Origin of the sequence: Delftia sp. WSY_7, from assembly GCF_043104845.1 — a bacterium.
GTDB lineage: Bacteria > Pseudomonadota > Gammaproteobacteria > Burkholderiales > Burkholderiaceae_C > Comamonas > Comamonas tsuruhatensis.
Map to the genome: position 1 here is coordinate 64,910 of NZ_JBICLB010000016.1, position 23,619 is coordinate 88,528.

General features: G+C 69.1%; 20 protein-coding genes and 1 pseudogene. 16 read left to right on the plus strand and 5 right to left on the minus strand.

All coding sequences use genetic code 11. The features are described from left to right. Positions 1-67 precede the first annotated feature (67 nt). Both ACF8ME_RS07955 and ACF8ME_RS07960 read left to right on the plus strand, forming a co-directional pair. Positions 68-793, plus strand: a complete 726-nt coding sequence (locus tag ACF8ME_RS07955; RefSeq protein WP_016447358.1) for a response regulator — start codon at positions 68-70, stop codon at positions 791-793. Further along, positions 778-1,956, plus strand: coding sequence for a sensor histidine kinase (locus ACF8ME_RS07960; protein ID WP_392415970.1), 1,179 nt, complete (start codon positions 778-780; stop codon positions 1,954-1,956). Before ACF8ME_RS07955 ends, ACF8ME_RS07960 begins: the two co-directional genes overlap by 16 nt. 26 nt (positions 1,957-1,982) lie before the next feature. Here ACF8ME_RS07960 and ACF8ME_RS07965 read toward each other — a convergent pair whose 3' ends face one another. Further along, complete coding sequence (locus ACF8ME_RS07965; RefSeq protein WP_209670466.1) at positions 1,983-2,636, minus strand: TetR/AcrR family transcriptional regulator; 654 nt, start codon at positions 2,634-2,636, stop codon at positions 1,983-1,985. A 49-nt stretch (positions 2,637-2,685) separates the two neighbouring features. Between ACF8ME_RS07965 and ACF8ME_RS07970 the strand changes: the two genes are divergently transcribed. Continuing rightward, on the plus strand, positions 2,686-4,380 hold the full coding sequence (locus ACF8ME_RS07970) for an acyl-CoA dehydrogenase family protein (RefSeq protein WP_392415973.1): 1,695 nt from the start codon (positions 2,686-2,688) through the stop codon (positions 4,378-4,380). A gap of 45 nt (positions 4,381-4,425) precedes the next feature. Then, on the plus strand, positions 4,426-5,946 hold the full coding sequence (locus tag ACF8ME_RS07975) for a class I adenylate-forming enzyme family protein (RefSeq protein WP_392415975.1): 1,521 nt from the start codon (positions 4,426-4,428) through the stop codon (positions 5,944-5,946). Between the two features lie 45 nt (positions 5,947-5,991). Here ACF8ME_RS07975 and ACF8ME_RS07980 read toward each other — a convergent pair whose 3' ends face one another. Continuing rightward, the gene (locus ACF8ME_RS07980; protein WP_392415976.1) at positions 5,992-7,104 is read right to left on the minus strand and encodes a siderophore-interacting protein; all 1,113 of its coding nucleotides are present in this window, start codon (positions 7,102-7,104) and stop codon (positions 5,992-5,994) included. Positions 7,105-7,211: 107 nt separating this feature from the next. Next, positions 7,212-8,240, minus strand: coding sequence for an AraC family transcriptional regulator (locus ACF8ME_RS07985; protein ID WP_046240613.1), 1,029 nt, complete (start codon positions 8,238-8,240; stop codon positions 7,212-7,214). A gap of 135 nt (positions 8,241-8,375) precedes the next feature. On the opposite strand from ACF8ME_RS07985, the gene ACF8ME_RS07990 reads away from it, so the two are divergent. Continuing rightward, complete coding sequence (locus tag ACF8ME_RS07990; RefSeq protein ID WP_016447351.1) at positions 8,376-9,575, plus strand: threonine ammonia-lyase; 1,200 nt, start codon at positions 8,376-8,378, stop codon at positions 9,573-9,575. 90 nt (positions 9,576-9,665) lie between these two features. Next, entirely contained in the window at positions 9,666-9,815 is a 150-nt protein-coding gene (locus ACF8ME_RS07995; protein ID WP_016447350.1) for a hypothetical protein, read from the plus strand. A 92-nt stretch (positions 9,816-9,907) separates the two neighbouring features. Here ACF8ME_RS07995 and ACF8ME_RS08000 read toward each other — a convergent pair whose 3' ends face one another. Next, complete coding sequence (locus ACF8ME_RS08000; RefSeq protein WP_126311565.1) at positions 9,908-10,159, minus strand: hypothetical protein; 252 nt, start codon at positions 10,157-10,159, stop codon at positions 9,908-9,910. Between ACF8ME_RS08000 and ACF8ME_RS08005 the strand changes: the two genes are divergently transcribed. Continuing rightward, positions 10,143-12,008, plus strand: a complete 1,866-nt coding sequence (locus ACF8ME_RS08005; RefSeq protein ID WP_392415978.1) for a phosphoenolpyruvate carboxykinase (GTP) — start codon at positions 10,143-10,145, stop codon at positions 12,006-12,008. The genes ACF8ME_RS08000 and ACF8ME_RS08005 overlap by 17 nt on opposite strands. A 294-nt stretch (positions 12,009-12,302) precedes the next feature. On the opposite strand, the gene ACF8ME_RS08010 is transcribed toward ACF8ME_RS08005, so the two are convergent. Continuing rightward, positions 12,303-12,722 (minus strand): hypothetical protein, encoded by a 420-nt coding sequence (locus tag ACF8ME_RS08010; RefSeq protein ID WP_016447348.1) that lies wholly within the window; start codon positions 12,720-12,722, stop codon positions 12,303-12,305. A gap of 147 nt (positions 12,723-12,869) precedes the next feature. On the opposite strand from ACF8ME_RS08010, the gene ACF8ME_RS08015 reads away from it, so the two are divergent. From ACF8ME_RS08015 to ACF8ME_RS08055, 9 genes and pseudogenes are all read left to right on the plus strand, one after another. After that, the gene (locus ACF8ME_RS08015) at positions 12,870-13,829 is read left to right on the plus strand and encodes a LysR family transcriptional regulator (RefSeq protein WP_016452246.1); all 960 of its coding nucleotides are present in this window, start codon (positions 12,870-12,872) and stop codon (positions 13,827-13,829) included. Between the two features lie 49 nt (positions 13,830-13,878). Continuing rightward, positions 13,879-14,769 (plus strand): metallophosphoesterase, encoded by an 891-nt coding sequence (locus ACF8ME_RS08020; RefSeq protein ID WP_392415980.1) that lies wholly within the window; start codon positions 13,879-13,881, stop codon positions 14,767-14,769. A gap of 63 nt (positions 14,770-14,832) precedes the next feature. Beyond that, positions 14,833-15,255: a universal stress protein gene (locus ACF8ME_RS08025; RefSeq protein WP_016447345.1), complete on the plus strand. Its 423-nt coding sequence runs from the start codon at positions 14,833-14,835 to the stop codon at positions 15,253-15,255. Between the two features lie 215 nt (positions 15,256-15,470). Then, complete coding sequence (locus ACF8ME_RS08030) at positions 15,471-19,148, plus strand: IPTL-CTERM sorting domain-containing protein (protein WP_392415982.1); 3,678 nt, start codon at positions 15,471-15,473, stop codon at positions 19,146-19,148. A gap of 162 nt (positions 19,149-19,310) precedes the next feature. Beyond that, positions 19,311-19,991 (plus strand): fumarylacetoacetate hydrolase family protein, encoded by a 681-nt coding sequence (locus ACF8ME_RS08035; protein WP_065344931.1) that lies wholly within the window; start codon positions 19,311-19,313, stop codon positions 19,989-19,991. Further along, positions 19,988-20,749 (plus strand): fumarylacetoacetate hydrolase family protein, encoded by a 762-nt coding sequence (locus tag ACF8ME_RS08040; protein ID WP_016452249.1) that lies wholly within the window; start codon positions 19,988-19,990, stop codon positions 20,747-20,749. Before ACF8ME_RS08035 ends, ACF8ME_RS08040 begins: the two co-directional genes overlap by 4 nt. A 27-nt stretch (positions 20,750-20,776) precedes the next feature. Continuing rightward, complete coding sequence (gene hpaE / locus ACF8ME_RS08045) at positions 20,777-22,234, plus strand: 5-carboxymethyl-2-hydroxymuconate semialdehyde dehydrogenase (protein ID WP_016447341.1); 1,458 nt, start codon at positions 20,777-20,779, stop codon at positions 22,232-22,234. Positions 22,235-22,276: 42 nt separating this feature from the next. After that, positions 22,277-23,272 (plus strand): annotated as a pseudogene (locus ACF8ME_RS08050) (tripartite tricarboxylate transporter substrate binding protein); the annotation flags it as partial. Positions 23,273-23,292: 20 nt separating this feature from the next. Continuing rightward, on the plus strand, positions 23,293-23,619 hold the full coding sequence (locus tag ACF8ME_RS08055) for an aromatic ring-opening dioxygenase LigA (protein WP_043823357.1): 327 nt from the start codon (positions 23,293-23,295) through the stop codon (positions 23,617-23,619).

Consider the following 23,619-nt stretch of genomic DNA (forward strand, 5'->3'; position numbering starts at 1 on the left):
CAATATGGAGGGCTGCGGCTCGCAGGGCATCGCACCATAATGTGTGCTTGGCCCTGCCAGCTTTCCCATGAACTCCACAGCACAGCCAACGGCAACCACCCCCCTCGTGCTCGTCGTCGAAGACGAGCCCGCCATCGCCAGCATCCTGACGGCCTATCTCGAGCGGGACGGGCTGCGTTCGCGCATGGCCTCGGACGGGCAGGAGGCGCTGCAGCTGTTCCGCCAGCTGCGGCCCGACCTGGTGCTGCTGGACATCCACCTGCCCGGCATGGATGGCATCGACGTGCTGCGCGCCATCCGCGATGACAGCCAGACGCCCGTGATCATGGTCACGGCCCTGGCCGACGATGTGGACAAGCTGCTGGCCCTGCGCCTGGGCGCCGACGACTACGTGGTCAAGCCCTTCAATCCGCCCGAGGTCGTGGCCCGCGTGCGCGCCGTGCTGCGCCGCACCCAGGCACGCAAGAACCCGGCGCCCGCGCCCATCCGCGTGGGCCCCATCGAGATCGATACCGAGGCGCACAGCGCCGTGGTCTACGACAACGAGGGCCGCGCCCTGCCGCTGCCCCTGACGCTGACCGAGTTCCGCCTGCTGGCCTGCCTGGCGGCCCAGCCCCGGCGCTGCTTCTCGCGCTCCCACCTGATCGAGCACTGCCTGCCCGAGAGCGATGCGCTGGAGCGCGTCATCGACTCGCACCTGTCCAAGCTGCGCCGCAAGCTGCAGCTGGCCGGCCAGGAAGGCCTGATCGAAACCGTGCGTGGCATCGGCTACCGGCTATGGCCCTGGGACTGAGGCCCAACCGCATCTGGGTGCGCTTCGGCCTGTGGATCACGGCCACCGTGCTCAGCACCATCGCCCTGCTGGCCATCGGCGTGCTGGTGTTCTCCGAGATCCAGTACCGCGACTTCTACAACAGCCTGCCGCCGGCCGTGCAGATCGAGCTGGACGAACTCAACGCCCAGTCGCTGGAGGACAGCCCGCGCGCCATGCAGATCTATGGCCAGTACTGGACGGGCGATCTGCTGTTCGGCGAGAAATGGTCGCTGGTCATCGGCCTGCTGGTGTGCCTGCCCTTCGGACTGGCCGTGGGCTTTTGGGTGTCTCGCCTGGTGACGCGGCCCCTGGCGTCCATGGTCGAGGTGGCCAAGCGCGTGGAGCTGGGCGACTTCAGCGCGCGCGCCCTGCCCGGCAAGGCCCACGGCGAGATGGCCGAGATGGTGGTGGCCTTCAACCGCATGATCGATTCGCTGGAGACGCTGGAGACCGAGCGCCGCGCCACGGCGGCCTCGATCTCGCATGAGCTGCGCACGCCGCTGACGGTGCTGCAGGCGCGACTGCATGCCATCTGCGATGGCGTCATCGCGGCGGACGACACCGAATTGAACACCCTGCTGTCCCAGGTCGAGCACCTGGGCCGGCTGGTGGACGACCTGCACACGCTGTCCATGGCCGATGCAGGCCAGCTCTCGCTGCAAAAGCAGCGCATGGACCTGACCCTGCTGGTGGCCGAGACGCTGGACCAGCTCCACCCCCAGCTGCAGCAGCACGGCATGCAGCTGGACCTGTCCCTGCCCGGCCCCACCGACGAAGGCATTACCGACATCCGCGCCGATGCCGACCGCATGCGCCAGATCCTCTCCAACCTGGTCAGCAACGCCATGCGCCATGCGGCCAGCGGCGCATGGCTGGGCGTGGCGCTCACGGTGGAGTCCGATATCGAAGGCCGCGCCTGGACCGTGCTGCGCATCAGCGATGCAGGCCCCGGCCTGCCCAGCGAGCTGCGCGCCCATCCCTTCCAGCGCTTTGCCCAGGTGCCCGGCAAGCGCCGCCGCGAGGGTTCTGGCCTGGGCCTGTCCATCGTCAAGGCGCTGACCCTGTCCCAGGGCGGCAGCGTGGAGGCCGACGATTCCGAGCGGGGCGGCGCCCGCTTCACGCTGCGCTTTCCGCGCATCTGAGTCTCGGGCCCCTGGGCCCTGAGGGACTACGCAGCCTGCGCCTTGCGCAGCAGCGCATGAATGGCCCAGCCCAGCGGCTCGCGCAGTTGCTGCGGCGTCTGCTGCGGCCCCAGCGCCAGCAGCGACTGCGACACCCAGCCATAGGTCATCGTGTGCAGCAGCCGCGCCAGGGGCTGGGCCGGCTCGGGCAACGGCGGATCGCAGTCCTGCAGCGCCATGGCCCACAGCTGCACATAGGCCTGGTAGTGGCGCCGGAAGGGCTCGGGCGCGGACACCTTGCGCTCGAGCATGAACAGCGCAGACCACATCGGCGCCTCGCGCGCAATGCCGTCCACCAAGGTGTCCAGCAGCCGGTCCACGCGCGTGGCCGGCGCCATGCCGGCGCATCCCTGCAGCGTCTGCAGTCCCTGGGCATGCAGGGTCTGCACCTGGCGGTGGATGCACATGGCCGCCAGCGTGTCCATGTTGCCGAAGTATTCGTAGAAGGTGCCCAGGCCCACGCCGGCCACGGCCGCCACCTCGCGCACCGTGGTGCGCTCGTAGCCCTGCTCGATCACAAGCCGAACAAAGGCGTCCTGCAGCGCCTGCGAGGTGGCCTGCGCGCGCGATTGCAGGGGGCGGCGCCGCACTTTGGGCGGCTGCGGCTGCTGCCTTGAAACCCGAACACCTTTGCTGGGCATTTTTCCTAGACTTTTGCGTTGGTTGAGACCCAAGATCACGGAGACACGCATGAGCACCGGCCAGACTTTGCAGACACGGCACACCTGGAACACGCACGACGTCCTGAACCAGGTCGACGAACTCACCGACTTCAACCTGCTGGAGGCCGACCCCGCCCTGGCCGAGGCCCTGCAGCGCAGCGGCGCTGCGCGCCACATCCCTTCGCTGTCGCGCTATGCGCAGCAGCTGGGCGAGCGCGCCACCTGGGAGCTGGCCGAGCAGGCCAACCGCCACACGCCCGAGCTGCACCGCTTCGACGCACGCGGCCGCATCATCGACGCCGTGGAGTTCCACCCGAGCTGGCACACGCTGCTGGGACTATACCGGCAGCAGGGGCTGATCTCCCTGCCCTTCGAGGACAGCAGCGCGGGCCGCTGGAGCGCCTGGGCCGCAGGTTTTTACCTGCACGGCCAGGTCGAACAGGGCACGCTGTGCCCGGCCACCATGACCACGGCCGCCATCCCGCTGCTGCAAAAGGAACCGGCGCTGTGGCAGCAGCTGCAGGGCAAGCTGTTCAGCCACGAATACGATCCGCGCGACCTGCCCGTCGCCGACAAGGCATCGATGTGGCTGGGCATGGGCATGACCGAGAAGCAGGGCGGCTCCGACGTGCGCGCCAACACCACGGTGGCCATGCCGGTGCACGCCGGCGGGCGTGGCGGCGAGTACCTGCTGCGCGGCCACAAGTGGTTCTTCTCGGCCCCCATGTGCGATGCCCACCTGGTGGTGGCGCGCATGGGGGAAGGCGGTGGGCAGGCCTGCTTCTACGTACCGCGCTGGCGCCCGGACGGCAGCAGGAATGCCGTGCGCGTGCAGCGCCTGAAGGACAAGGTGGGCAACCGCAGCAACTCCAGCAGCGAGGTGGAGTTCGAGGACGCCTGGGGCATCCTGATGGGCGAGGAAGGCCGGGGCATTCCCACCATCATCGAGATGGCCACCTACACGCGCCTGAACTGCGTGCTGGGCAGCGCCGCCATCCTGCGCTCGGCCACGGTGCAGGCCCTGGCCTATGCGCGCCGGCGCAGCGTCTTCGGCAAGCGGCTGGCCGAGCAGCCGCTGATGCGCAGCGTGCTGGCCGATCTGGCGCTGGAGAGCGAGGCCGCGCTGCAGATCGCCATGCGCCTGGCCCAGGCCTATGAGCGTGGAGGCGACGAGGGTGATCCGCTGGAACGCGCCTGGAAACGCATCATGACGCCGGCGGCCAAGTTCTGGGTCTGCAAGCGCGGCGTGGAGCTGACGGGCGAGGCCATGGAGGTGCTGGGCGGCAACGGCTATGTGGACACGGGCGTGATGGCGCGCCTGTTCCGCGAGGCGCCCGTGAACTCGATCTGGGAAGGCTCGGGCAACGTCATGTGCCTGGACGTGCTGCGCGCCATCTCGCGCGAGCCCGACGGCGCGCAGCTGCTGCTGCAGGACCTGATCGACACGGCGGCGGGCGAGCCCGCGCTGCTGCAGCAGGCGCAGTCGCTGGCCCGGCGCCTGTCCGGCCCGCCTGACCAGCTCGAGGCCCAGGCACGCCGCCTGGTGCAGGACCTGGTGCTGCTGGCCCAGGCCTGCCTGCTGCGCCGCCATGCGCCGCCCGCCATGGCCGACGGCTTCATCGCCACGCGCCTGGGCGCGCAGCAGGGCGCCATGGTGGCGGGCGCCTTCGATCCCGCAGGCCTGGACATTGCCGCCATCCTGCAGCGCGCGCTGCCCGCCTGAAGCGGTGGCCGGCCCGCCACACAACAAAGCACAAGGAGACAAGACATGAACCTGCTCGACGCCTTCGACAGCGCCGTGCGCAAGACGCCTGCCAAGGCCTTTCTGCGCGACCGCGGCGCCTCCATCAGCTATGCCGACATGCAGCGGCGTTCGCAGCGCGCTGCCGCCGTCCTCCAGGCCCAGGGCGTGGGCCGGGGCGATACCGTGGCCCTGATGTGCCTGAACACGCCGGGCTTTGTCGAAGCCCTGTTCGGCGCCTGGCGCCTGGGCGCCGCGCTGGTGCCCGTCAACCACAAGCTGCAGGCGCCCGAGCTGCAGTACATCCTCGGCCACGCGCAGTGCAAGGCCCTGGTGTTTGACGCCGCACTCGCGCCCGTGGTCGCCGCCGCGCAGCACCCCTGCGCCCGACTTGTGACCGAGGCGCAAGAGGCCGTCCCGGGTGTCCAGGACTGGGACACGCTGGTGGCGGCCGCCAGGCCCCTGGAAGGCGCGGGGCCCGCCGATGGCGACATCGCCCAGGTGCTCTACACCTCCGGCACCACGGGCCGGCCCAAGGGCTGCCTGCTGAGCCACCGCGCCGTCACGCTGGCGGCGATCACGGCCGCGCTGGGCCTGTCCATCACGCGCGAGGAACGCACGCTGATGGCCATGCCCATCTGGCATTCCTCGCCGCTCAACAACTGGTTTGGCGGCACGCTGTACATGGGCGGCACCGTGGTGCTGCTGCGCGAGTACCACCCGCAGCATTTCCTGCAGGCCGTGCAGGACGAGGGCGTGACGCTGTACTTCGGCGCCCCCGTCTCCTACTTCGCGCCGCTGCAGATGCTGCCCGACTTTGCCCGCTACGACCTGAGCAGCGTGCGCGCCTGGGTCTACGGCGGCGGCCCCATCGGCGCCGACATGGCGCGCAAGCTGGCCACGGCCTACCGCAGCGACCGCTTCTACCAGGTCTACGGCATGACCGAGACCGGGCCCACGGGCACCACGCTCTACCCCGAGGAGCAGGTGGAGCGCGCAGGCTCCATAGGCCGCGTGGCCTTGCCCGGCGTGGACATGCGCGTGGTGCGCGACGACGGCGAGGATGCCGGCCCGGGCGACACCGGCGAGATCTGGCTGCGCACCGGCAGCGTGATGGACGGCTACCTGCACGACGCCCAGGCCACGGCCGCCGCCTTCGCGCCCGGCGGCTGGTACCGCACGGGCGATCTTGCGCGCCTGGACGACGCGGGCTATCTCTTCATCGTGGACCGGACCAAGGACATGGTCATCACAGGGGGCGAGAACGTTTATTCCAAGGAGGTGGAGGATGCGATCTCGGCCCATCCCCAGGTCGCCGACGTCGCCGTCGTGGGCCGGCCCCACCCCGAATGGGGCGAGACCGTCATCGCCCATGTGGTGCTGCGCGGCGAGACCGCGCCCGATACCGAGGCGCTGCAGCAATTCCTGGCCGACAGGCTGGCGCGCTACAAGATCCCGCGTGAATTCGTCTTTGCGGCCAGCCTGCCGCGCACGCCCACAGGCAAGCTGCAGAAGTTTCTGCTGCGTCAGGAGCGCAGCGCCCCCTGAGGCGCCGGCCCCCTGCGTGGCCTGCTTCGCGACCTGCTTCGCGGCCTACTTCGCGGCCTTGAAATCCGACTCGCTCATGCCCCGCCGCCAGTAGGCCACGACCAGCTGCTCGTGCTTTTCCAGCCCGCGCTCCTCGCGCGCCCACTGGCGCACGGCCTGGGCGGTGTCGAATTCGCCAGCGGCCCAGACGAAGCGGCTGGCGGGATGACCGGCCAACGCATCCGGCCAGCGCACGGCGCGCAGCGCGTCGATCAGCAGCGTGGTGGTGCCGGCCTCGGCAGCGCCCCGGTGCAGCCAGTGCCATTGCAGGCCTGCGGGCGCCTGCACGGGCTGCTCGTCCTGCGGACCCTGGACCTCGGCAAACACATGGCCGCGCGTGTGCGCCGGCAGGGCGGCCGCAATGCGCAGCATGGCGGGCAGGCCGGTGTCGTCGCCGGCCAGCAGCATCCAGTCGGCCGGCGTGGCCGTGCGCCCGCCGGGGCCGGTCATGCCGATGCGCTGGCCCGGCTGGGCGCGCGCGGCCCAGGCCGACCCGGGGCCTGCATCCTCGTGCAGCACGAAGTCCACGTCGATCCATCCGTCGGCGCCGTCTTGGGCCATTCCCATCGCACGCATGGTGTACGTGCGCATGTCCAGGCGCATGTCACCCTCGGGCAGGCGCAGCAGGCCGCTGGCCGACAGCGTGGGCCATTGGGGCTCGGTCACGCCGGGCTGGGGGAACAGCAGCTTGACGTGGATGTGGGTGTCCTGCGCATAGCGCGCCATGTCGTCGCAGGCAAAGCGCACGCGGCGCATGTGCGGCGTGAGATCGCGCACGGCCAGCACCCGCAGCTCGCGGAAGGCCGGCGGGCGCTGCAGCGCGGCACCGTCACCCTCCCAGGCCAGGGAGCCGTCGGCGGCGCCCGTGGCCTCCAGCAGCAGGTGGGCCAGCATGAGCTTCATGTCCTGCAGCAGTTCCACGCCGGGCGCGGCCACCTCGGCATGCACCTGCCGGCCCTCCAGCCACAGCTGGCCCCGGCCGCCTTCGTAGTCGGCCACCCAGCGCGTGCCTTCGCGGCGCACGGTGATGTCGTGCTCCTGCATGTGCCCGACGATGGCGGCAATGGCTTCGTCGGGCCTGTCCATGTGCACCGAGGTGCGCGCCTGCAGCTGTGTCATTCGCGTATGTCCTTTCTTTTGCCAGATTGCAGCACCGCCTGGCGCAAGCAGGCTTTGCGGCAGGCCTGCCGATGTTTGCGCCACGCGCCAAAGACGCCCGTCGGGCGTCAGACCCGGGCACGCACCAGCTTGGGGGAGATGCCGAAGCGGCGCTTGAAGGCCGTGGAAAAGTTGGCCGCGCTGGAATAGCCGGCCCCATGCGCGACCTCGGCCACGCTGCAGCCCGTCTGCTCCAGCGCGGCCCAGGCGCGCGCCAGCCGCTGCTCGCGCCGGTACTCGTCGATGCTGGAGCCATAGGCCAGGCGGAACTGGCGCTGCAGCGCACTGGCGCTCAGGCCCACTTCGCGTGCGATCTCGGCCAGCGTGCGGCAGCCGTCGCCGCCGCTGTCCAGCAGGGCCTTGAGGCGCGCCATGCGCCGGTGCTCGCGTACGCCCAGCACGCCCGGCACGGTCTGCGCCGGATCGGGCTCGGGCGCCTCGAGGGACTGCACGGCCTCGTGCACCAGCTCCAGCGTGCGGCTGGCCAGCAGCAAGGGCGCCGAGCCCTCGCGTGCCAGCTGGATGATCTGCTCGGCCACCGCCACGGCACGCGGCGAGGGCTGCCAGGGCCGTATGGCCAGCAATTGCTGCTCCATCCAGTGCTGCAGCAGCGGCGGCGCCGCCATGGGCAGGGTCTGCGCGGCAAACCACTGCGGCTGCACGGTGATGCTGAGCTTGCGCTCGAACTTGCCGCGCCGCCACTGCCGCATGAACATGTCGCCGGGCCGCGTGTGGATGACGGCCCCGCAGGCCTGCACATGGGCACCGGCGGCGCTGGCGGGTGCCACCTGCAGCTGCAGGCCCTGGTTGCCGAAGGCCACGTCCACGCACCCCTCCAGCAGCACGACCATGTGCAGGCCCGGCACGGCCGGCGAACGCGTGCTCATGGTGCGCAGGTCGCGGGCTTCCACGCCATGCAGCCACAGGCCAGGCTGGACCTGCCAGGCCTGCAGGTGACCGGCCAGCAGCGCATCCTGCGCCGTGACCTCGGCATCGAGGATGCGGTAGTCGGGCCCGCTGAAGTCACAGGCACGCAACGTGCCCCGCCCCAGCCAGCGCGGAGGGCGTGCAGGTGTTTGGACAGAGGAGAAAGCCATGGCCAGCCGGAGCGGTGCGCGCCCCACAGACAAGAATGATTCTTATTTTATGAAAGCCCCCTGCACCACGCTGGCTGCGGGGAATCCATTGCATGGCCTGGCGCGGGCAGGCCCGCGTGTGCGCCACAATGCGCCATGCTCAGCCTCCAAGACATCCAGAACGCCGCCGGCCGCCTGCGCGGCGCCGTGCTCGAAACGCCCTGCGTGGAATCGCGCACGCTGTCCCAGATCACGGGCGCGCAGGTGTATCTCAAGTTCGAGAACCTGCAGTTCACGGCCTCGTTCAAGGAACGCGGCGCCCTCAACAAGCTGGCCCAGCTCTCGCCCGAGGAGCGCGCACGCGGCGTGGTCGCCATGAGCGCCGGCAACCATGCCCAGGGCGTGGCCTACCACGCGCAGCGCCTGGGGGTGCGTGCCGTCATCGTCATGCCGCGCTTCACGCCGGGGGTGAAGGTGGAGCGCACGCGCGGCTTCGGCGCCGAGGTCGTGCTGCACGGCGACTCCCTGGCCGAGGCGCGCCAGCACGCCTACGCGCTGGCCGAGCAGCAGGGCCTGTGCTTTGTCCATCCCTATGACGACGAGCAGATCGCGGCGGGCCAGGGCACCCTGGCGCTGGAAATGCTGGCCGAACAGCCGGATCTGGACCTGCTGGTCGTGGCCATTGGCGGCGGCGGCCTGATCGCGGGCGTGGCCACGGCGGCCAAGGGGCTGAACCCGGACATCGAAATCATCGGCGTGCAGACCCAGCGCTTTCCGTCCATGTTCAATGCCGTGCGCCAGGCCGAGCTGCCGATGGGCACCTCGACCATCGCCGAAGGCATTGCCGTCACCCAGCCCGGCGCGATCACGCAGGAAGTCGTGGCACGCCTGGTGGACGACATGCTGCTGGTCGATGAGGGCGACATCGAGCAGGCCGTGCTCATGCTGCTGGAGATCGAGAAGACCCTGGTCGAGGGCGCGGGCGCCGCAGGCCTGGCCGCGCTGCTGCGCCATCCGCAGCGCTTTGCGGGCAAGAAGGTGGGAATGATCCTGTCGGGCGGCAATATCGATCCGCTGCTGCTGGCAGCCATCATCGGGCGCGGAATGGTGCGCTCCGGGCGGCTGGCGCGCATCAAGGTCAGCGCGCGCGACGTGCCCGGCGTGCTGGCGCGCATCACGGCCACGGTGGCTGCAGCGGGCGCCAATATCGAGGAAGTCCACCACCAGCGCGCCTTCACCATGCTGGCCGCGCAGAGCGTGGAAATCGAGCTGGTGCTGCAGACGCGCAACAAGGCCCATATCGACGAGGTCATAGCCGCCCTTCAGGCCGAAGGCATGCAGGTCAATGCCGTCTAGCAGGCCCGGTGTCATGGCTTTCCCCGAAGGCGCCAGGGGACAGGCCTGCCTAGAATCAGGCATCCCCATTGGCAAGCCAGGAGCTTTTGCATGACGCACGATCCCGCAGCGCACCACGGCGAGCAGCCGGCCCCCGAAGACGCCACCGAGGCCGTCGTCCCCTACATGCCTGTCATCCTGCCCCTGGCAGGCGCCGTGCTGATGTTTCTGCTGGCCTTCATTGCCGTCAACATGGCCTGATTCCGGCCCTCCTGCCCCTGCACCAGGCCCCGCTTTGCGGGGCTTTTTGCTTGCCTTTTCAACAGGCAATTTCATCGTTCATATTGCATACTTCAATGCATAGAATGCATAGTTTTTGCCATTCGTTTGCTGACAAATTCGTGACCGCTCCCTAGAATCGAATCCCCAGCCGGTGCGCCGCCAGCTTCCGCCAGCGCCGCTTCGCCGCCCAGAGAAGAGCTTCCTTCGCGCGCCGACTGAACGAGAGCCCGTTTCTCAAAGTTGGCGCGGTGCAGCAGGCGCGTCCCCTTTGAAAAACTGGTTTTTTCAATTGAAGGAAGCTCCGCGATGAACGCACCCGTCATGCAAGGCCTGAACATCCAGGCCCCCGCCTATGTCAAGAACAGCCGCCTGATCGCCTGGGTGGCCGAGATGGCCGCACTGTGCAAGCCCGCCAAAATCCATTGGTGCGATGGCTCGCAGGAGGAATACGAGGAGCTGTGCCAGCAGCTCGTCGATGCCGGCACCTTCAAGAAGCTCGATCCCGTCAAGCGCCCCGGCAGCTACCTGGCCTGGTCCGATCCGTCCGATGTGGCGCGCGTCGAGGACCGCACCTACATCTGCTCGGCCAACAAGGAAGACGCAGGCCCGACCAACAACTGGATGGCCCCGAACGAGATGCGCGCCACGCTGCAGCCGCTGTTCGACGGCTGCATGGCCGGCCGCACCATGTATGTGGTGCCTTTCTCCATGGGCCCGCTGGGCTCGCCCATCGCCCACGTGGGCGTGGAGCTGTCCGACAGCGCCTATGTGGCCGTCAACATGAAGATCATGACCCGCATGGGCCGTGCCGTGTATGACGTGATCGGCGTGGAAGGCGAGTTCGTTCCCTGCGTGCACACCGTGGGCGCGCCCCTGGCCGAAGGCGAGAAGGACCAGACCAGCTGGCCCTGCAACAAGACCAAGTACATCGTCCACTACCCCGAGACGCGCGAAATCTGGAGCTATGGCTCGGGCTACGGCGGCAACGCCCTGCTGGGCAAGAAGTGCTTTGCGCTGCGCATCGCCTCCACCATGGGCCGCGACCAGGGCTGGCTGGCCGAGCACATGCTCATCCTGGGCGTGACCAACCCCGAAGGCAAGAAGTACCACGTGGCTGCGGCCTTCCCCAGCGCCTGCGGCAAGACCAACTTCTCCATGCTGGTGCCGCCCAAGGTCTTCGAAGGCTGGAAGGTCACCACCATCGGCGACGACATCGCCTGGATCAAGCCCCAGGCCGACGGCTCGCTGCGCGCCATCAACCCCGAAGCCGGCTATTTCGGCGTGGCCCCGGGCACGAACTACCACACCAACCCCAACTGCATGGCCAGCCTCGACAAGAACGTGATCTTCACGAACGTCGCGCTGACCGACGACAACGACGTGTGGTGGGAAGGCATGGACAAGGACACCGGCAAGCTGCCCGATCACCTGATCGACTGGCAAGGCAAGGACTGGACGCCCCAGATCGCCCGCGAGACCGGCGCCAAGGCCGCCCACCCCAACGCCCGCTTCACCGTGGCCGCGACCAACAACCCCGCGCTGGACGAAGCCTGGGACGATCCCAAGGGCGTGAAGATCGACGCCATCATCTTCGGCGGCCGCCGCTCCACCACCGTGCCGCTGGTGACCGAGGCCCGCAACTGGACCGAAGGCGTCTACATGGCCGCCACCATGGGCTCGGAAACCACGGCCGCCGCCTTCGGCGCCCAGGGCGTGGTGCGCCGCGACCCCTTCGCCATGCTGCCGTTTGCCGGCTACAACATGAGCGACTACTTCCAGCACTGGCTCACGCTGGGCGCCAAGATCCAGGCCCAGGGCGCGGCACTGCCCAAGATCTTCACCACCAACTGGTTCCGCAAGAATGCCGACGGCAAGTTCGTCTGGCCCGGCTACGGCGAGAACATGCGCGTGCTCAAGTGGATGATCGACCGCCTCGAAGGCCAGGCACAGGGCGAGCAGACCGCCTTCGGCATTGCGCCCCAGTACGCCGAGATCAACTGGACCGGCCTGGACTTCTCCGCCGACCAGTTCGCCAGCGTGACCAGCATCGACAAGGCCGCCTGGGCCGAGGAAATGCAGCTGCACACCGAGCACTTCGACAAGCTGGCCCACAAGCTGCCCCAGGAGCTGCTGGTGACCAAGGCCGAACTGGAAAAGCGCCTGGGGACATAAAGCTCCCCCTGAGCGGCTACGCCGCTTCCCCCTCTCGCTTCGCGGGGGGGACGGCACCCTCGGTGCGGGGCGGCCCTTCCTCGGTGCCCCTTGCTTTGGGCAGCGCCAGTTTCATGGACTGTGGAAGATGCACAGAACAATGAATCCCTGAGTAGCTCTCGACCCATGGAAAAAGCCTCGCAGTGCGAGGCTTTTTTTGTGGCGTTTCAACGACGCCCCCAGACAACAAAAAAGCCGCGCCTTGTGGGCAGCGGCTTTTTTTGGAGGAGCGCCGCAAGGCGCCCCAGGCAGAGATCAGCTACCTTGCCTATCCATGGCGCGGGCCAGGTCGGCCATCAGGCGGGCGTCTTGCAGGGCGGCGTTCCAGATGCGCTCGTCAGCGGCGGCCTGCTGGCGGCTCTCGGTCCAGGCGCGGTAGCCGGCACGGGCCATCATGGCGGCGCGGCGGGCGGGGGCGGAGAACAGGGCCAGGCCCATGAAGGCGGCAACCCACAGCACGACCCAGGCGCCCAGCATGTGGCCGTCGGTCCAGTTGTGGGCCACCTCGTTGACCACCACCATCAGCGCGGCCACCAGGGCAGCGAGCAGCAGGGCGCTGGCGCCGCGCTTGCCGGAGAAACGCTTGACGGCGCTCTTGCGGTCGTCGGCGGCTTGATAGACATGCACCACACCAGGGTGCTCGACACAGTAGGAGTTGTAAATGAAGTTGCTCATGGCAGATAAACCCAGTTAAATGGCCGCTTTTGACGGCGTGGCGGGCGACTAGGGGTAACTATAGGGTTTACCCTAGAGTTCTTCAAATTTATATCTTGAATCTGTAGCATTCACACCAGTGATGACTCAGCGCTCGCTGCCACGGCCATGTCCGCCCTGAACTTCCGCACACTGGATCTGAACCTGCTGCGCGTCTTCGACGAGGTGATGGCGGAGCGCAGCCTCACGCGGGCGGCCCACAAGCTGGCCATCACCCAGCCGGCCGTGAGCAATGCGCTGCGCCGCCTGCGCGAGGCGCTGGGCGACGAGCTCCTGGTGCGCCAGGGCCAGGGCGTGGAGCCCACGCCGCGCGCGCTGGCGCTGTGGCCCGTGATCCGCGAGGCGCTGCAGCAGCTGCAGGACACGCTGACGCCAGGCGAATTCCACCCATCCACCGCCACCGCCACCTTTGTGCTGGCCATGGCCGACGCCACGGCGGCCACGCTGATTCCTCCCATGTTCAGCCTGCTGGAGCGCGAGGCGCCCGGCATCGGCATCCGCGTGCTGCCGCTGACCACGCGCGACCCGCGCAGCCTGCTGGAGGCCGGCGAGGCCGACATGGCCGTGGGCTACTTCCCCGCCGCGCTGGCCGACCTGACGGCGCGCGCGCAGTCGGGCGCCCTGGTGGCCTTCGACAGCCGGCGCCTGTATGAAGGCGAGTACCTGTGCGTGATGCGCCAGGGCCATCCGCTGGCCGATGTGCCGCTGACGCTGGACAACTACTGCGCGGCGCGCCACATGCTGGTGAGCTTCTCGGGCCGCTCCTTCGGCTTCATCGACGAGGCCCTGGCCTCGCTGGGCCGCACGCGCCAGGTGGTGCTTACCGTCAACCAGTTCTTCACGGCCGGGCGCGTGGTCATGACCTCCAATCTGCTGACCATATTGCCGCGCCACTTCGTGCCCGTGACCGGCATGGCCGACAAGCTGGTGCTGCGCGAGCTGCCCTTCGACGTGCAGCCCGTGCACGTGGACGCGCTGTGGCGCCGGCGCGGCCAGCATCCTCAGGCCTACGACTGGCTGCTGCGCACGCTCACGCGCTCTGCAGAGGCGACCTTCCCGCACACCTGAGCGCCGTTTGCGGGGCGCCCGCGCCAGCGCAGGTTCTACACTTGGCCGCATGAAGATCCAGCTGCTGTCCGACCTGCACCTCGAGGCCCATCCGCATTTCACCGCAGAGCCCGCACCCGATGCCGACGTGCTGGTGCTGGCCGGCGACATAGGCTCCTACCAGAGCGGCAGCCTGCTGCCGGGCCAGGATTTCGGGCTGGAGCGCTTCTCTCCCCTGCCCCAGTACGCGGGCTGGCCCTGCCCCGTGATCTTCGTGCCGGGCAACCATGAGTACGACATGCAGGACTTCGACGCCGCCCACGCCCGCCTGCGTGCCACCTGCGAGCGCATGGGCATGGTCTGGCTGGAGCGCGAGACGGCCGTGCTGGACGGCGTGCGCTTCGTGGGCACCACGCTGTGGAGCGACTACGACGCCATGTCCATGCATGAAGGCGTGACCGATCTGGCCCGGCTGCTCAAGCTGCGCGAGAAGGCCTTTCGCGCCGCCAATTTCTACCTGCAAAAGACCGGCGGCACGCGCGACGGCGAGCCCTTCCTGGCCGAGCCCATGCGCGAGCAGTCGCTGGTCTGCCAGCAATGGCTGCGCCAGGCGCTGGCCAGGCCCTTCGATGGCCCCACGGTGGCCGTCACGCATTTCGCGCCCAGCCTGCGCAGCTCCGACCCGCGCTACGGCCTGGTGCCGGGCACGGCCGGCTTTTGCAACGTGCTGGATGAACTGCTGCCCTTTGCCGATCTGTGGCTGCACGGCCACCTGCATTCGCCCAGCGACTATGTGGCCGAGGGCCTGCGCGGCGATGGCAGCGCCTGGCGCTGCCGCGTGGTGGCCAACCCGCTGGGCTACGCGCGCAAGGGCGAGCAGGAGGGGTTTTCGCCGCGCTCTACCATCGAGTTGCCGGTGCATGCGACCGCAGGGGCGGCAGAGGCACCGGCCCGTGCTTGACCTGGATCAAGCACTCCACCCCGGCTTGGGCTTAGTCTCGGGCCATATCCAAGGAGGACCTTCATGAACATCCTGCTCGCTGTCGATGGCAGCCCCTACACCCAGAAGATGCTGGCCTACCTGACCTCGCACCCGGAGATCCTGGGTTCGGCCCACAGCTACAGCGCCATCACCGTCCAGCCCCAGCTGCCGGCCCGCGCGCGCGCCGCCCTGGGCAAGGACGTGGTGGACGAGTACTACGCCGAGGAGTCGACCAAGGTGCTGGACCCCGTGTGCAGCTACCTGGCCGAGCACGGCGTGCAGGCAGCCCGCCTGAGCAAGGTCGGCCCGATTGCCGACTCCATCATCAAGGCGGCCGAAGAAGGCAAGTTCGACCTGCTGGTCATGGGCACGCATGGCCACGGCACGCTGGGCCGCCTGGTCATGGGCTCGGTCAGCACCCAGGTGCTGGCCGGCAGCCAGGTGCCTGTGCTGCTGATCCGCTGATCGACCGCTCGATACGCTGCCCCGTGCACACGCAGCGCCCATAACCAGAAAAAGCAAAGCGCGGGCATCACGGCGCAATGAGGCAAGGACGGCTCCCCTGAGGGAGCCGTCTTTTTTTGCATGGTGCCTTCCCACCATCCTGCGGGCCTGCCGTCACCGGGCTGTCACAGCCGCCTCTTACAGTCGCGCGATTTGTCACACAGGGGATGGTGAGCATGCGCGCGAGTACTTTGGATTGGCGGCACAAGGCGATTGCAACGGCCTGCCTGGCCCTGTGTGGCGCTGCATGGTCCGCGCCCTTCACCCCGGGCAACCTGGTGGCCTACCGCGTGGGCACGGGCACAGGCGCGCTGCCCGTGTTCCTGGATGAGTACCGCGTGGACGGCACCCTGGTGCAATCGCTGCCGCTGTCAGGCGGAGCGACGCCGCTGACGGCCAGCAGCAAGGGCTCGGAAGGCCTGCTCAACCGCTCGGACAATGGCCTGTGCCTGGTGGTTCCCGGCTATGCCGTGGCCACCGGCGGCACCGAGCCCAACGGCGTCACGGCAGCGGCGGCCCCGCGCGCCGTGGCCGTGGTGGGGTTCGACTCCGACGTGAAAAGCCTGCGCCCGCTCGGCACCACGGCCTTCAGCAAGGACACCATCCGCGGTGCAGCCAGCAGCGACTGCGGCGCCGTCTGGGCCAGCGGCAAGGGTACGGCCACGGCCAACAACGGCATCTGGCACGTGGCTGCCGACGGCACGGGCATCTCCCAACTGAACAGCAGCAATGTCCAGGGCCTGGCGGTCGCCGGCGGCCAGTTGATCGCCGCCATCAACGGCGGCTCGCTCAACCAGATCGGCACGAATTTGCCGACCACGGGCATCCAGACGGCCCTGCCCCTGGCGGGCCTGACGCCCTCCACCTACCGCGGCATCGCCTTCCTGCAACTCGATGGCGGCCCCGCGCTGGCGAACACCGTCTACGTGGCGGACAACGATACCGGCGCCATCCGGAAATTCCGCCTCTCGATGGACGGCACCAGCTGGCAGCCCGCAGGCTCCATTGCCGGCCTGTCCAAGGTCCACGGCCTGGCCGCCTTCGATACCGGCGGCGGCAATGTGATGCTGATGGCCACCGACACCACGGGCCGCCTGTACCGCGCCTTCGATCACGGCGGCTACGCCGGCACGCTGTCGGGCACGGCCGAGTCCATCGCCGCGCCGCAGGACGGCGTGTTCTATGGCGTGGCCTGGGCCCCGCTGGAGACCGTGCCGGCGACCGTGCCCGCCGCCCCCTCCAACCTGACGGCCACCCCGGCCGGCAACCGCGTGACGGCCGCCTGGGACGCCGTGCCGGGCGCAGCCTACTACGTGGTGGAGCTGTCGCAGGACAGCTTTGCATCGGTAGCCTCCACGGCCGTGGCCCTGGGCAACAGCCAGGCGCTGGAAGGCCTGCAGCCCGGCAGCTATACGCTGCGCGTGCGCGCCGTCAACGGCCTCGGCGGGAGCACGGCTGCAGTGAGCGTGCCTTTCATGGCCTCGGCCCCGCCGACGGCCTCGCTGCCCGAACTGACCGCGTTTTCCGGCGTGGTCGGCGACGCCAACGACCCGCTGGCCTCGGCAGGCATCGGCTTCACGGTGCAGGATGCGGGGGGCGCTGGCGGCGTACAGGTCACTGCGCGTTCGAGCAACCAGGCCGTGGTGGCCGACGCCGGCCTGGCCGCGTCCAACCAGGCCGGCAACGCCGTGCTCAGGATCACGCCCACGGGCGTGGGCTATGCCGACATCACCGTCACGCTGACCAACGCGGGCGGCGCCTCCGTCAGCCGCACCATCAAGTACGCGGCCTCGGCCAACACCGCAGCCAACACCAGCCCGCGCTGGCTGGCCGGGCGCTCGGACGCATCGACGGCCATCGTCATCGATGCCGCCACCATGCTGGTGGGCGACGACGAGGCGCCTGCCCAGGATGCCTCGGGCAATGCGCTGCCGGCCGGCAACTCCTTCTCGGCCTATGGCCCGGCCGGCGGGCTGCCCGTCAAGCCGCTGATGCTGGACAGGACCGCCCTGGGCCTGGCCGATGCCGCCGCCTGCACCGCCCCCGGCCTCACGGGCCTGGACAGCTGCAAGAGCGACGAGGAAATGGACATCGAGGCCAGCTTTGCCCTGGGCAGCCGCGTGTACGTGGCGGGCTCGCACTCCAACAACAAGAGCGGCAAGTCGCGCACCGACCGCTGGCGCCTGGCGGCGATGGATGTGACCGGCTCCGGCGCCTCCACGGCGCTGACCGCCAGTGGCTACTACCGCTGGCTGCGCGAGGACCTGCGCAGCTGGGACGCGGCCGCGCATGACGGCCTTGCCGCCAACTATCTGGGCCTGGTGGCCAGCTCGGACGGCGGCGCCACCAAGGCGCCCGAGGCCGAGACGATGAGCGGTTTCTCCATCGAAGGCATGTCCACCAGCCCCGACGACTCCGCCGCATGGCTGGGCTTTCGCGCGCCGCTGGTGCCGGCGCCGGGCGCGCCCGCCGTCACGGCCGACGACGCCACGGGCCGCACGCATGCGCTGATCGTGCCCGTGACCAACTTCGCGGCCCTGCCTGCGGCCGATGGCGGCAGCAAGGGCAGCGCGTCCATGGGCCAGCCGATTCGCCTGGACCTGGGCGGCCGCGGCATCCGCGAAATCCGCAAGAACGCGGCGGGCGAGTACCTGATCATTGCCGGTCCCTCGGCCAGCGCCACGGGCACCGCGCCGCGCAACTTCCAGCTCTATTCCTGGGATGGCCGCGTGAACAGCGCAGGCCTGGCCCTGAACCTGCGCCCGCGCGCTGCCGACCTGGCCGCCATCACCGCGCCCCATACCGCCTGCTCGGCCGAAGGCATAGGCGCCATGCCCGCCAGCCTGGACGCAGGCGGCAGCGTGGACATCCTCAGCGACTGCGGCGATGCCGATTTCTACGGCGATGGCACCGTGGCCAAGGACCTGCCCTATGCCGCCTGGAAAAAGGCGCGCCTGGACAGTCTGGCGGTGCCGGCGCTGTCCACCGTGGCCCTGTCCGCCCAGGCCGTGGACCAGACATCGGCCGTGGTCCAGGCCACGCCCAGCGTGGCCGGCAGCCTGCGCGCCGTGGCCCTGCCTGCCAATGCGCCCGTCCCCAGCTGGGAACAGGTCATGGCCGGCCTGGATGCCGCCGGCCTGCCGGCCCCTGCCAGCAACACGGTCAGCACCGCGGCCAATACCGCTGCCACGCTGTCCTTCACCGGCCTGGACCCCGCCGTGAGCTACCGCGTGCATGCGGTCAACCTGCCGGCATCGGGCACGGCCAGTGCGCCGGCTGTGCTGGCCCTGAGCAAGCCTGTGCCCATCGGCACGCAGATCGGCACGGGCAGCAACACGGCGGGCGTGAGCAACGGCACGGGCAATGTGGGTGCGGACCAATGGCAGTTCGCCTCGAACTCGGCAGGCTTTCAGCCTGCGCCCTCGCAAAGCCCGCTGCCGGGCAACCTGCGCCTGCCCTACGGCAGCCTGAGCTTCGTGCTCATGGGCGGCACGCCGGGCTCCATGGCCACCATCCGCATGGACCTGCCTGAAGCCGCGCCCGCCCAGGCCACGCTCTGGAAGTACGGCCCCACGGCCGCCACGCCCACGGCGCACTGGTATGAGCTGGCCGCGTCGGCCTACCGCTTCGCACCCGACCGCCGCTCGGTGAGCTTCGACATCACCGACGGGCAGACGGGCGACAGCGACCTGACCGTCAACGGCGTCATCGTGGACCCCGTGGCGGTGGCCGCGCCTGCGGCCCTGCCGCCCGGCGCCACGGCCACCCCCGTGCCCGGCCTGTCCACACTGGCCCAGGCGCTGCTGGCGCTGGCCCTGGGCGGCATGGCCGCACTGCGCCGCCGCCGCGGCTGACGCCAGCCCCCGCCAGCACCGGCAGCGCCCGGCGCCCCTTCAAGCCCCTGCACGGTTTGCCGCGCAGGGGCTTTTTGCTGCGGCCTGGGAAAACCCTGAATCCACCGTGTTGACGGGGCTTGTTGCAAAAACAATAATTACCACGTTAACTAAATTCACACCATGCAGATTCAGCCCTTTCTCCTGGATGACGGCCTTGCGCTGGGCACGGTCTACGGCACGCTGCTCAACCAGCAGGCCACCGTGCAGCGCCTGTCGCCGCAGTTCGACAGCGCGCCCTACAAGGCCGCTCCGCGCGCTCCCGTGCTCTATCTCAAGCCGCGCAATACCTGGGCGCGCGATGGCGCGGCGGTGGCCGTGCCGGCCGATCCCGGAGAGGTCCGCGTCGATGCCAGCATCGGCCTGGTGATCGGCCGCAGCGCCACGCGCGTCAGCGAAGCAACGGCCCTGGACCATGTGGCCGGCTGGCTGATCGCCAGCGACCTCACGCTGCCGCACGAGAACTACTACCGCCCCGCCATCCGCCAGCGCTGCCGCGACGGTTTCTGCCCGCTGGGCACGCTGGTGCGCGGCGCAGGCTTCGATGCGCAAGCGGCAGAACTCACGGTGTCCATCAATGGTGAACAGGTCTGGCAACGCGGCTTTGCCGACCTGGTGCGCCCGCCCGCAAGGCTGCTGGCCGACGTGACCGAATTCATGACGCTGTCGCCCGGCGACGTGCTGCTGCTGGGCCCGGGCGAAGGCGCACCGCTGGCGCGGCCCGGGGACCGCGTGGTCATCGAGGTGCCCGGCCTGGGCCGGCTCACGCATTCGGTGGTGGCAGAACAGGGAGCAGCAGCATGAAGCACGGACGCGTCATCTTCGAAGGACAGACCCTGCAGGTCACCGAAGGCCCGCACGGACAGGTGCAGTTGCCCGATGGCCGCCTGGTGGCGGAGACCGCCGTGCAGTGGCTGCCGCCGCTGCAGTTCGGCACCGTCTTCGCGCTGGGCCTGAACTATGCGGACCATGCCAAGGAAATCGCCTTCAACAAGGCGCCCGAGGAGCCGCTGGTCTTCCTCAAGGGCCCGAACACGCTGAACGGCCACCGCGGCCGCACGTACCGGCCCGCCGACGTGGCCTACATGCACTTCGAATGCGAGCTGGGCGTGGTCATCGGCAAGACCTGCCGCAACGTGCGCCGCGAAGACGCCTACGGCGTGGTCGCCGGCTACTGCACGGCCAACGACTACGCCATACGCGACTACCTGGAGAACTTCTACCGGCCCAACCTGCGCGTGAAGAACCGCGACGGCGCCACGCCCGTGGGCCCGTGGTTCGTCGATGCGGCCGATGTGCCCGACCCCATGAACCTGCGCCTGCGCAGCTGGGTCAACGGCGAGCTCAAGCAGGACGGCAGCACGCGCGACATGGTGCATGACATCCCCTCGCTGATCGCCCACCTGTCGGGCTTCATGACGCTGAACCCCGGCGACCTCATCCTCACCGGCACGCCCGACGGCGTGGCCGACTCCCGCGTGGGCGACGAGATCGTCACCGAGATCGAAGGCCTGGGCCGCCTGGTCAACACCATCGTCGGCGACGCGCCGGCCGCCTCCTGAACCCACCGCACACGCCAAGGAACTCCCATGCGCATTGACCACCTGATCGACGGCAAGGCCGTCGCCGGCAAGGACTATTTCGAGACCGTCAACCCCGCCACCCAGGAGGTGCTGGCCGAGGTTGCCGCTGGCGGCGAGGCCGAGGTGCAGGCCGCCGTCGCCGCCGCGAAGAACGCCTTTCCGAAATGGGCCAACACGCCCGCCACCGAACGCGCCAAGATCGTGCGCAAGCTGGGCGACCTGATCGCCCGCCATGTGCCCGAGATCGCGCAGACCGAGACCAACGACTGCGGCCAGGTCATCGCCCAGACCGGCAAGCAACTGGTGCCGCGCGCGGCCGACAACTTCTACTACTTTGCCGAGATGTGCACGCGCGTGGACGGCCACACCTATCCCACGCCCACGCACCTGAACTACACCCTGTTCCACCCCGTGGGCGTGTGCGCGCTGATCTCGCCCTGGAACGTGCCCTTCATGACGGCCACCTGGAAGGTGGCGCCCTGCCTGGCCTTCGGCAACACGGCCGTGCTCAAGATGAGCGAGCTGTCGCCCATGACGGCCGCGCGCCTGGGCGAGCTGGCGCTGGAGGCCGGCATTCCGCCCGGCGTGCTCAACCTGGTGCACGGCTACGGCAAGGACGCGGGCGAGCCCCTGGTGCGCCACCGCGATGTGCGCGCCGTCTCGTTCACGGGCTCGACCCAGACCGGCAACCGCATCGTGCAGGCCGCCGGCCTCAAGAAGTTCAGCATGGAGCTGGGCGGCAAGAGCCCCTTCGTGATCTTTGACGATGCCGACTTCGAGCGCGCGCTGGATGCGGCCGTGTTCATGATCTTCTCCAACAACGGCGAGCGTTGCACGGCCGGCAGCCGCATCCTGGTGCAAAAGGGCATCTATGCGAAGTTCGTGGACCGCTTCGTGGAGCGCGCCAGGAAGATCACCGTGGGCGACCCGCTGGACGAATCCACCATCGTCGGCCCCATGATCAGCGCCAGCCACCTGGCCAAGGTGCGCCACTACATCGAACTGGGCCAGAAGGAAGGCGCCAGCATGCTGTGCGGCGGCCTGGATGCGCCCGTGCTGCCCGAGCGCGTGCGCAAGGGCAACTACGTGCTGCCCACGGTGTTTGCCGACGTGGACAACCGCATGCAGATCGCCCAGGACGAGATCTTCGGCCCCGTGGCCTGCATCATCCCCTTCAGCGACGAGGCTGAGGCCGTGCGCCTGGCCAACGATATCCAGTACGGCCTGTCCAGCTACGTCTGGACCGAGAGCGTGGGCCGCGCCCACCGCGTGGCCGCCGCCATCGAGGCCGGCATGTGCTTCGTCAACAGCCAGAACGTGCGCGACCTGCGCCAGCCCTTCGGCGGCACCAAGGCCTCGGGCACGGGCCGCGAGGGCGGCAGCTGGAGCTACGAGGTCTTCTGCGAGCCCAAGAACGTGGCCGTATCGCTGGGCTCGCACCATATTCCGCACTGGGGCGTCTGAACGGGCGACCAGCGACAACGACAAAGAGAACCGAGGAGACAAGACATGCAACGCCGCCATTTCCTGCAATCCACCGCAGCCACCACGGCCGCAGCGCTGATGCTCCCGGGCCTTTCCCAGGCCCAGCCCGGCAGCGCGTCCGGCACCTGGCCCGCCAAGCCGCTGCGCATCATCGTGCCCTTCACGCCGGGCGGCACCACCGACTTGGTGGCGCGCCTGGTGGGCACCGAGCTGGGCAAGTCCCTGGGCCAGCCTGTGATCGTGGAGAACAAGCCCGGCGCGGGCACGGTGATCGGCGTGGACTATGTGTCCAAGCAGCCGGCCGACGGCTACACCCTGGTGTGCGTGGCCAACAGCTTCACGGCCAACAAAACGCTGGTGAAGAACCTGCCCTACGACACCACGCGCGACCTCAAGCCCGTGGCGCTGATGGGCCTGTCCGAGCATGTGCTGGCCACCCACCCGGGCAGCGGACTGAAGACGCTGGCCGATCTGCGCAACCGCGCCAAGGCCAGGCCCGGCGAGCTCAGCTATGCCTCGTTCGGCAACGGCACCTCGGCCCATCTGTCGGGCGCGCTGCTGTGCCAGGAGATGGGCATCGACATGGTCCACATCCCCTACAAGGGCCAGGGCCCGGCGCTGGCCGACCTGCTGGGCGGCCAGGTGGACGTGATGTTCGGCAACTGGCCCGAGTTCCGTGGCCATGTGCAAAGCGGCAAGCTGGTGGCCCTGGGCATGGCCACGCGCCAGCGCTCGCAGTTCGCTCCCCAGGTGCCCACGCTGGCCGAGCAGGGCGTGGCGCTGGAATCCAACTCCTGGCAGGGTCTGCTGGCACCCGGCGCCACGCCCGATGCGCTGGTGCAGCGCATCAACGCCGCCGTGGTCAAGGCCCTGGCCGAGCCCGCCGTGGTGGACGCCTTCGCGCGCGGCGGCATCGTCTCGCAGGCCGGCACGGCGCAGCAGTTCGCGGCCTTCGTCACCAGCGAAATCGCCAAGTACGAAGCCATCATCCGCCGCGCCAACATCACGCTGGGTTGAGGCAGACACCGGGAGCCGCCATGAGCCTGTACACCATGCAGAAATTCCTGTTCCAGCTCAACCGCGAGCCCGAGGTGCAGCGGCGCTTTGCCGAGGACCGCGCCGCGCTGCTGGCCGAGTACGCGCTGGAGCCCGAGGAGTACGAAGCCATGTTCCAGGGCGACATCGGCAAGCTCTACGTGCTGGGCTGCAACGGCCAGCTGCTGATGCACTTCGCGCCACTGCTGGGCATGCCCTGGGCCGACTACCTGCAGGCCATGCGCGACGGCGTGCAAAAGCACGGACCGGTGCGCGCGGGCGTCTACGCGATGACGACAGCCACCAACGAAAAGATCGCAGGAGTTTGA

Excerpts from the sequence above, each read along its gene's own strand:
- ACF8ME_RS07965 (WP_209670466.1), bottom strand. The coding sequence starts at position 2,636 with ATGCCCAGCAAAGGTGTTCGGGTTTCAAGGCAGCAGCCGCAGCCGCCC.
- ACF8ME_RS08020 (WP_392415980.1), top strand. The coding sequence starts at position 13,879 with ATGAAGATCCAGCTGCTGTCCGACCTGCACCTCGAGGCCCATCCGCAT.
- ACF8ME_RS07955 (WP_016447358.1), top strand. The coding sequence starts at position 68 with ATGAACTCCACAGCACAGCCAACGGCAACCACCCCCCTCGTGCTCGTC.
- ACF8ME_RS07990 (WP_016447351.1), top strand. The coding sequence starts at position 8,376 with ATGCTCAGCCTCCAAGACATCCAGAACGCCGCCGGCCGCCTGCGCGGC.
- ACF8ME_RS08005 (WP_392415978.1), top strand. The coding sequence starts at position 10,143 with ATGAACGCACCCGTCATGCAAGGCCTGAACATCCAGGCCCCCGCCTAT.
- ACF8ME_RS08015 (WP_016452246.1), top strand. The coding sequence starts at position 12,870 with ATGTCCGCCCTGAACTTCCGCACACTGGATCTGAACCTGCTGCGCGTC.
- ACF8ME_RS07960 (WP_392415970.1), top strand. The coding sequence starts at position 778 with ATGGCCCTGGGACTGAGGCCCAACCGCATCTGGGTGCGCTTCGGCCTG.
- ACF8ME_RS07985 (WP_046240613.1), bottom strand. The coding sequence starts at position 8,240 with ATGGCTTTCTCCTCTGTCCAAACACCTGCACGCCCTCCGCGCTGGCTG.
- ACF8ME_RS07970 (WP_392415973.1), top strand. The coding sequence starts at position 2,686 with ATGAGCACCGGCCAGACTTTGCAGACACGGCACACCTGGAACACGCAC.
- ACF8ME_RS08040 (WP_016452249.1), top strand. The coding sequence starts at position 19,988 with ATGAAGCACGGACGCGTCATCTTCGAAGGACAGACCCTGCAGGTCACC.
- ACF8ME_RS07975 (WP_392415975.1), top strand. The coding sequence starts at position 4,426 with ATGAACCTGCTCGACGCCTTCGACAGCGCCGTGCGCAAGACGCCTGCC.
- ACF8ME_RS08010 (WP_016447348.1), bottom strand. The coding sequence starts at position 12,722 with ATGAGCAACTTCATTTACAACTCCTACTGTGTCGAGCACCCTGGTGTG.
- ACF8ME_RS08000 (WP_126311565.1), bottom strand. The coding sequence starts at position 10,159 with ATGACGGGTGCGTTCATCGCGGAGCTTCCTTCAATTGAAAAAACCAGT.
- ACF8ME_RS08025 (WP_016447345.1), top strand. The coding sequence starts at position 14,833 with ATGAACATCCTGCTCGCTGTCGATGGCAGCCCCTACACCCAGAAGATG.
- ACF8ME_RS08035 (WP_065344931.1), top strand. The coding sequence starts at position 19,311 with ATGCAGATTCAGCCCTTTCTCCTGGATGACGGCCTTGCGCTGGGCACG.
- ACF8ME_RS08030 (WP_392415982.1), top strand. The coding sequence starts at position 15,471 with ATGCGCGCGAGTACTTTGGATTGGCGGCACAAGGCGATTGCAACGGCC.
- hpaE (WP_016447341.1), top strand. The coding sequence starts at position 20,777 with ATGCGCATTGACCACCTGATCGACGGCAAGGCCGTCGCCGGCAAGGAC.
- ACF8ME_RS07980 (WP_392415976.1), bottom strand. The coding sequence starts at position 7,104 with ATGACACAGCTGCAGGCGCGCACCTCGGTGCACATGGACAGGCCCGAC.
- ACF8ME_RS07995 (WP_016447350.1), top strand. The coding sequence starts at position 9,666 with ATGACGCACGATCCCGCAGCGCACCACGGCGAGCAGCCGGCCCCCGAA.
- ACF8ME_RS08055 (WP_043823357.1), top strand. The coding sequence starts at position 23,293 with ATGAGCCTGTACACCATGCAGAAATTCCTGTTCCAGCTCAACCGCGAG.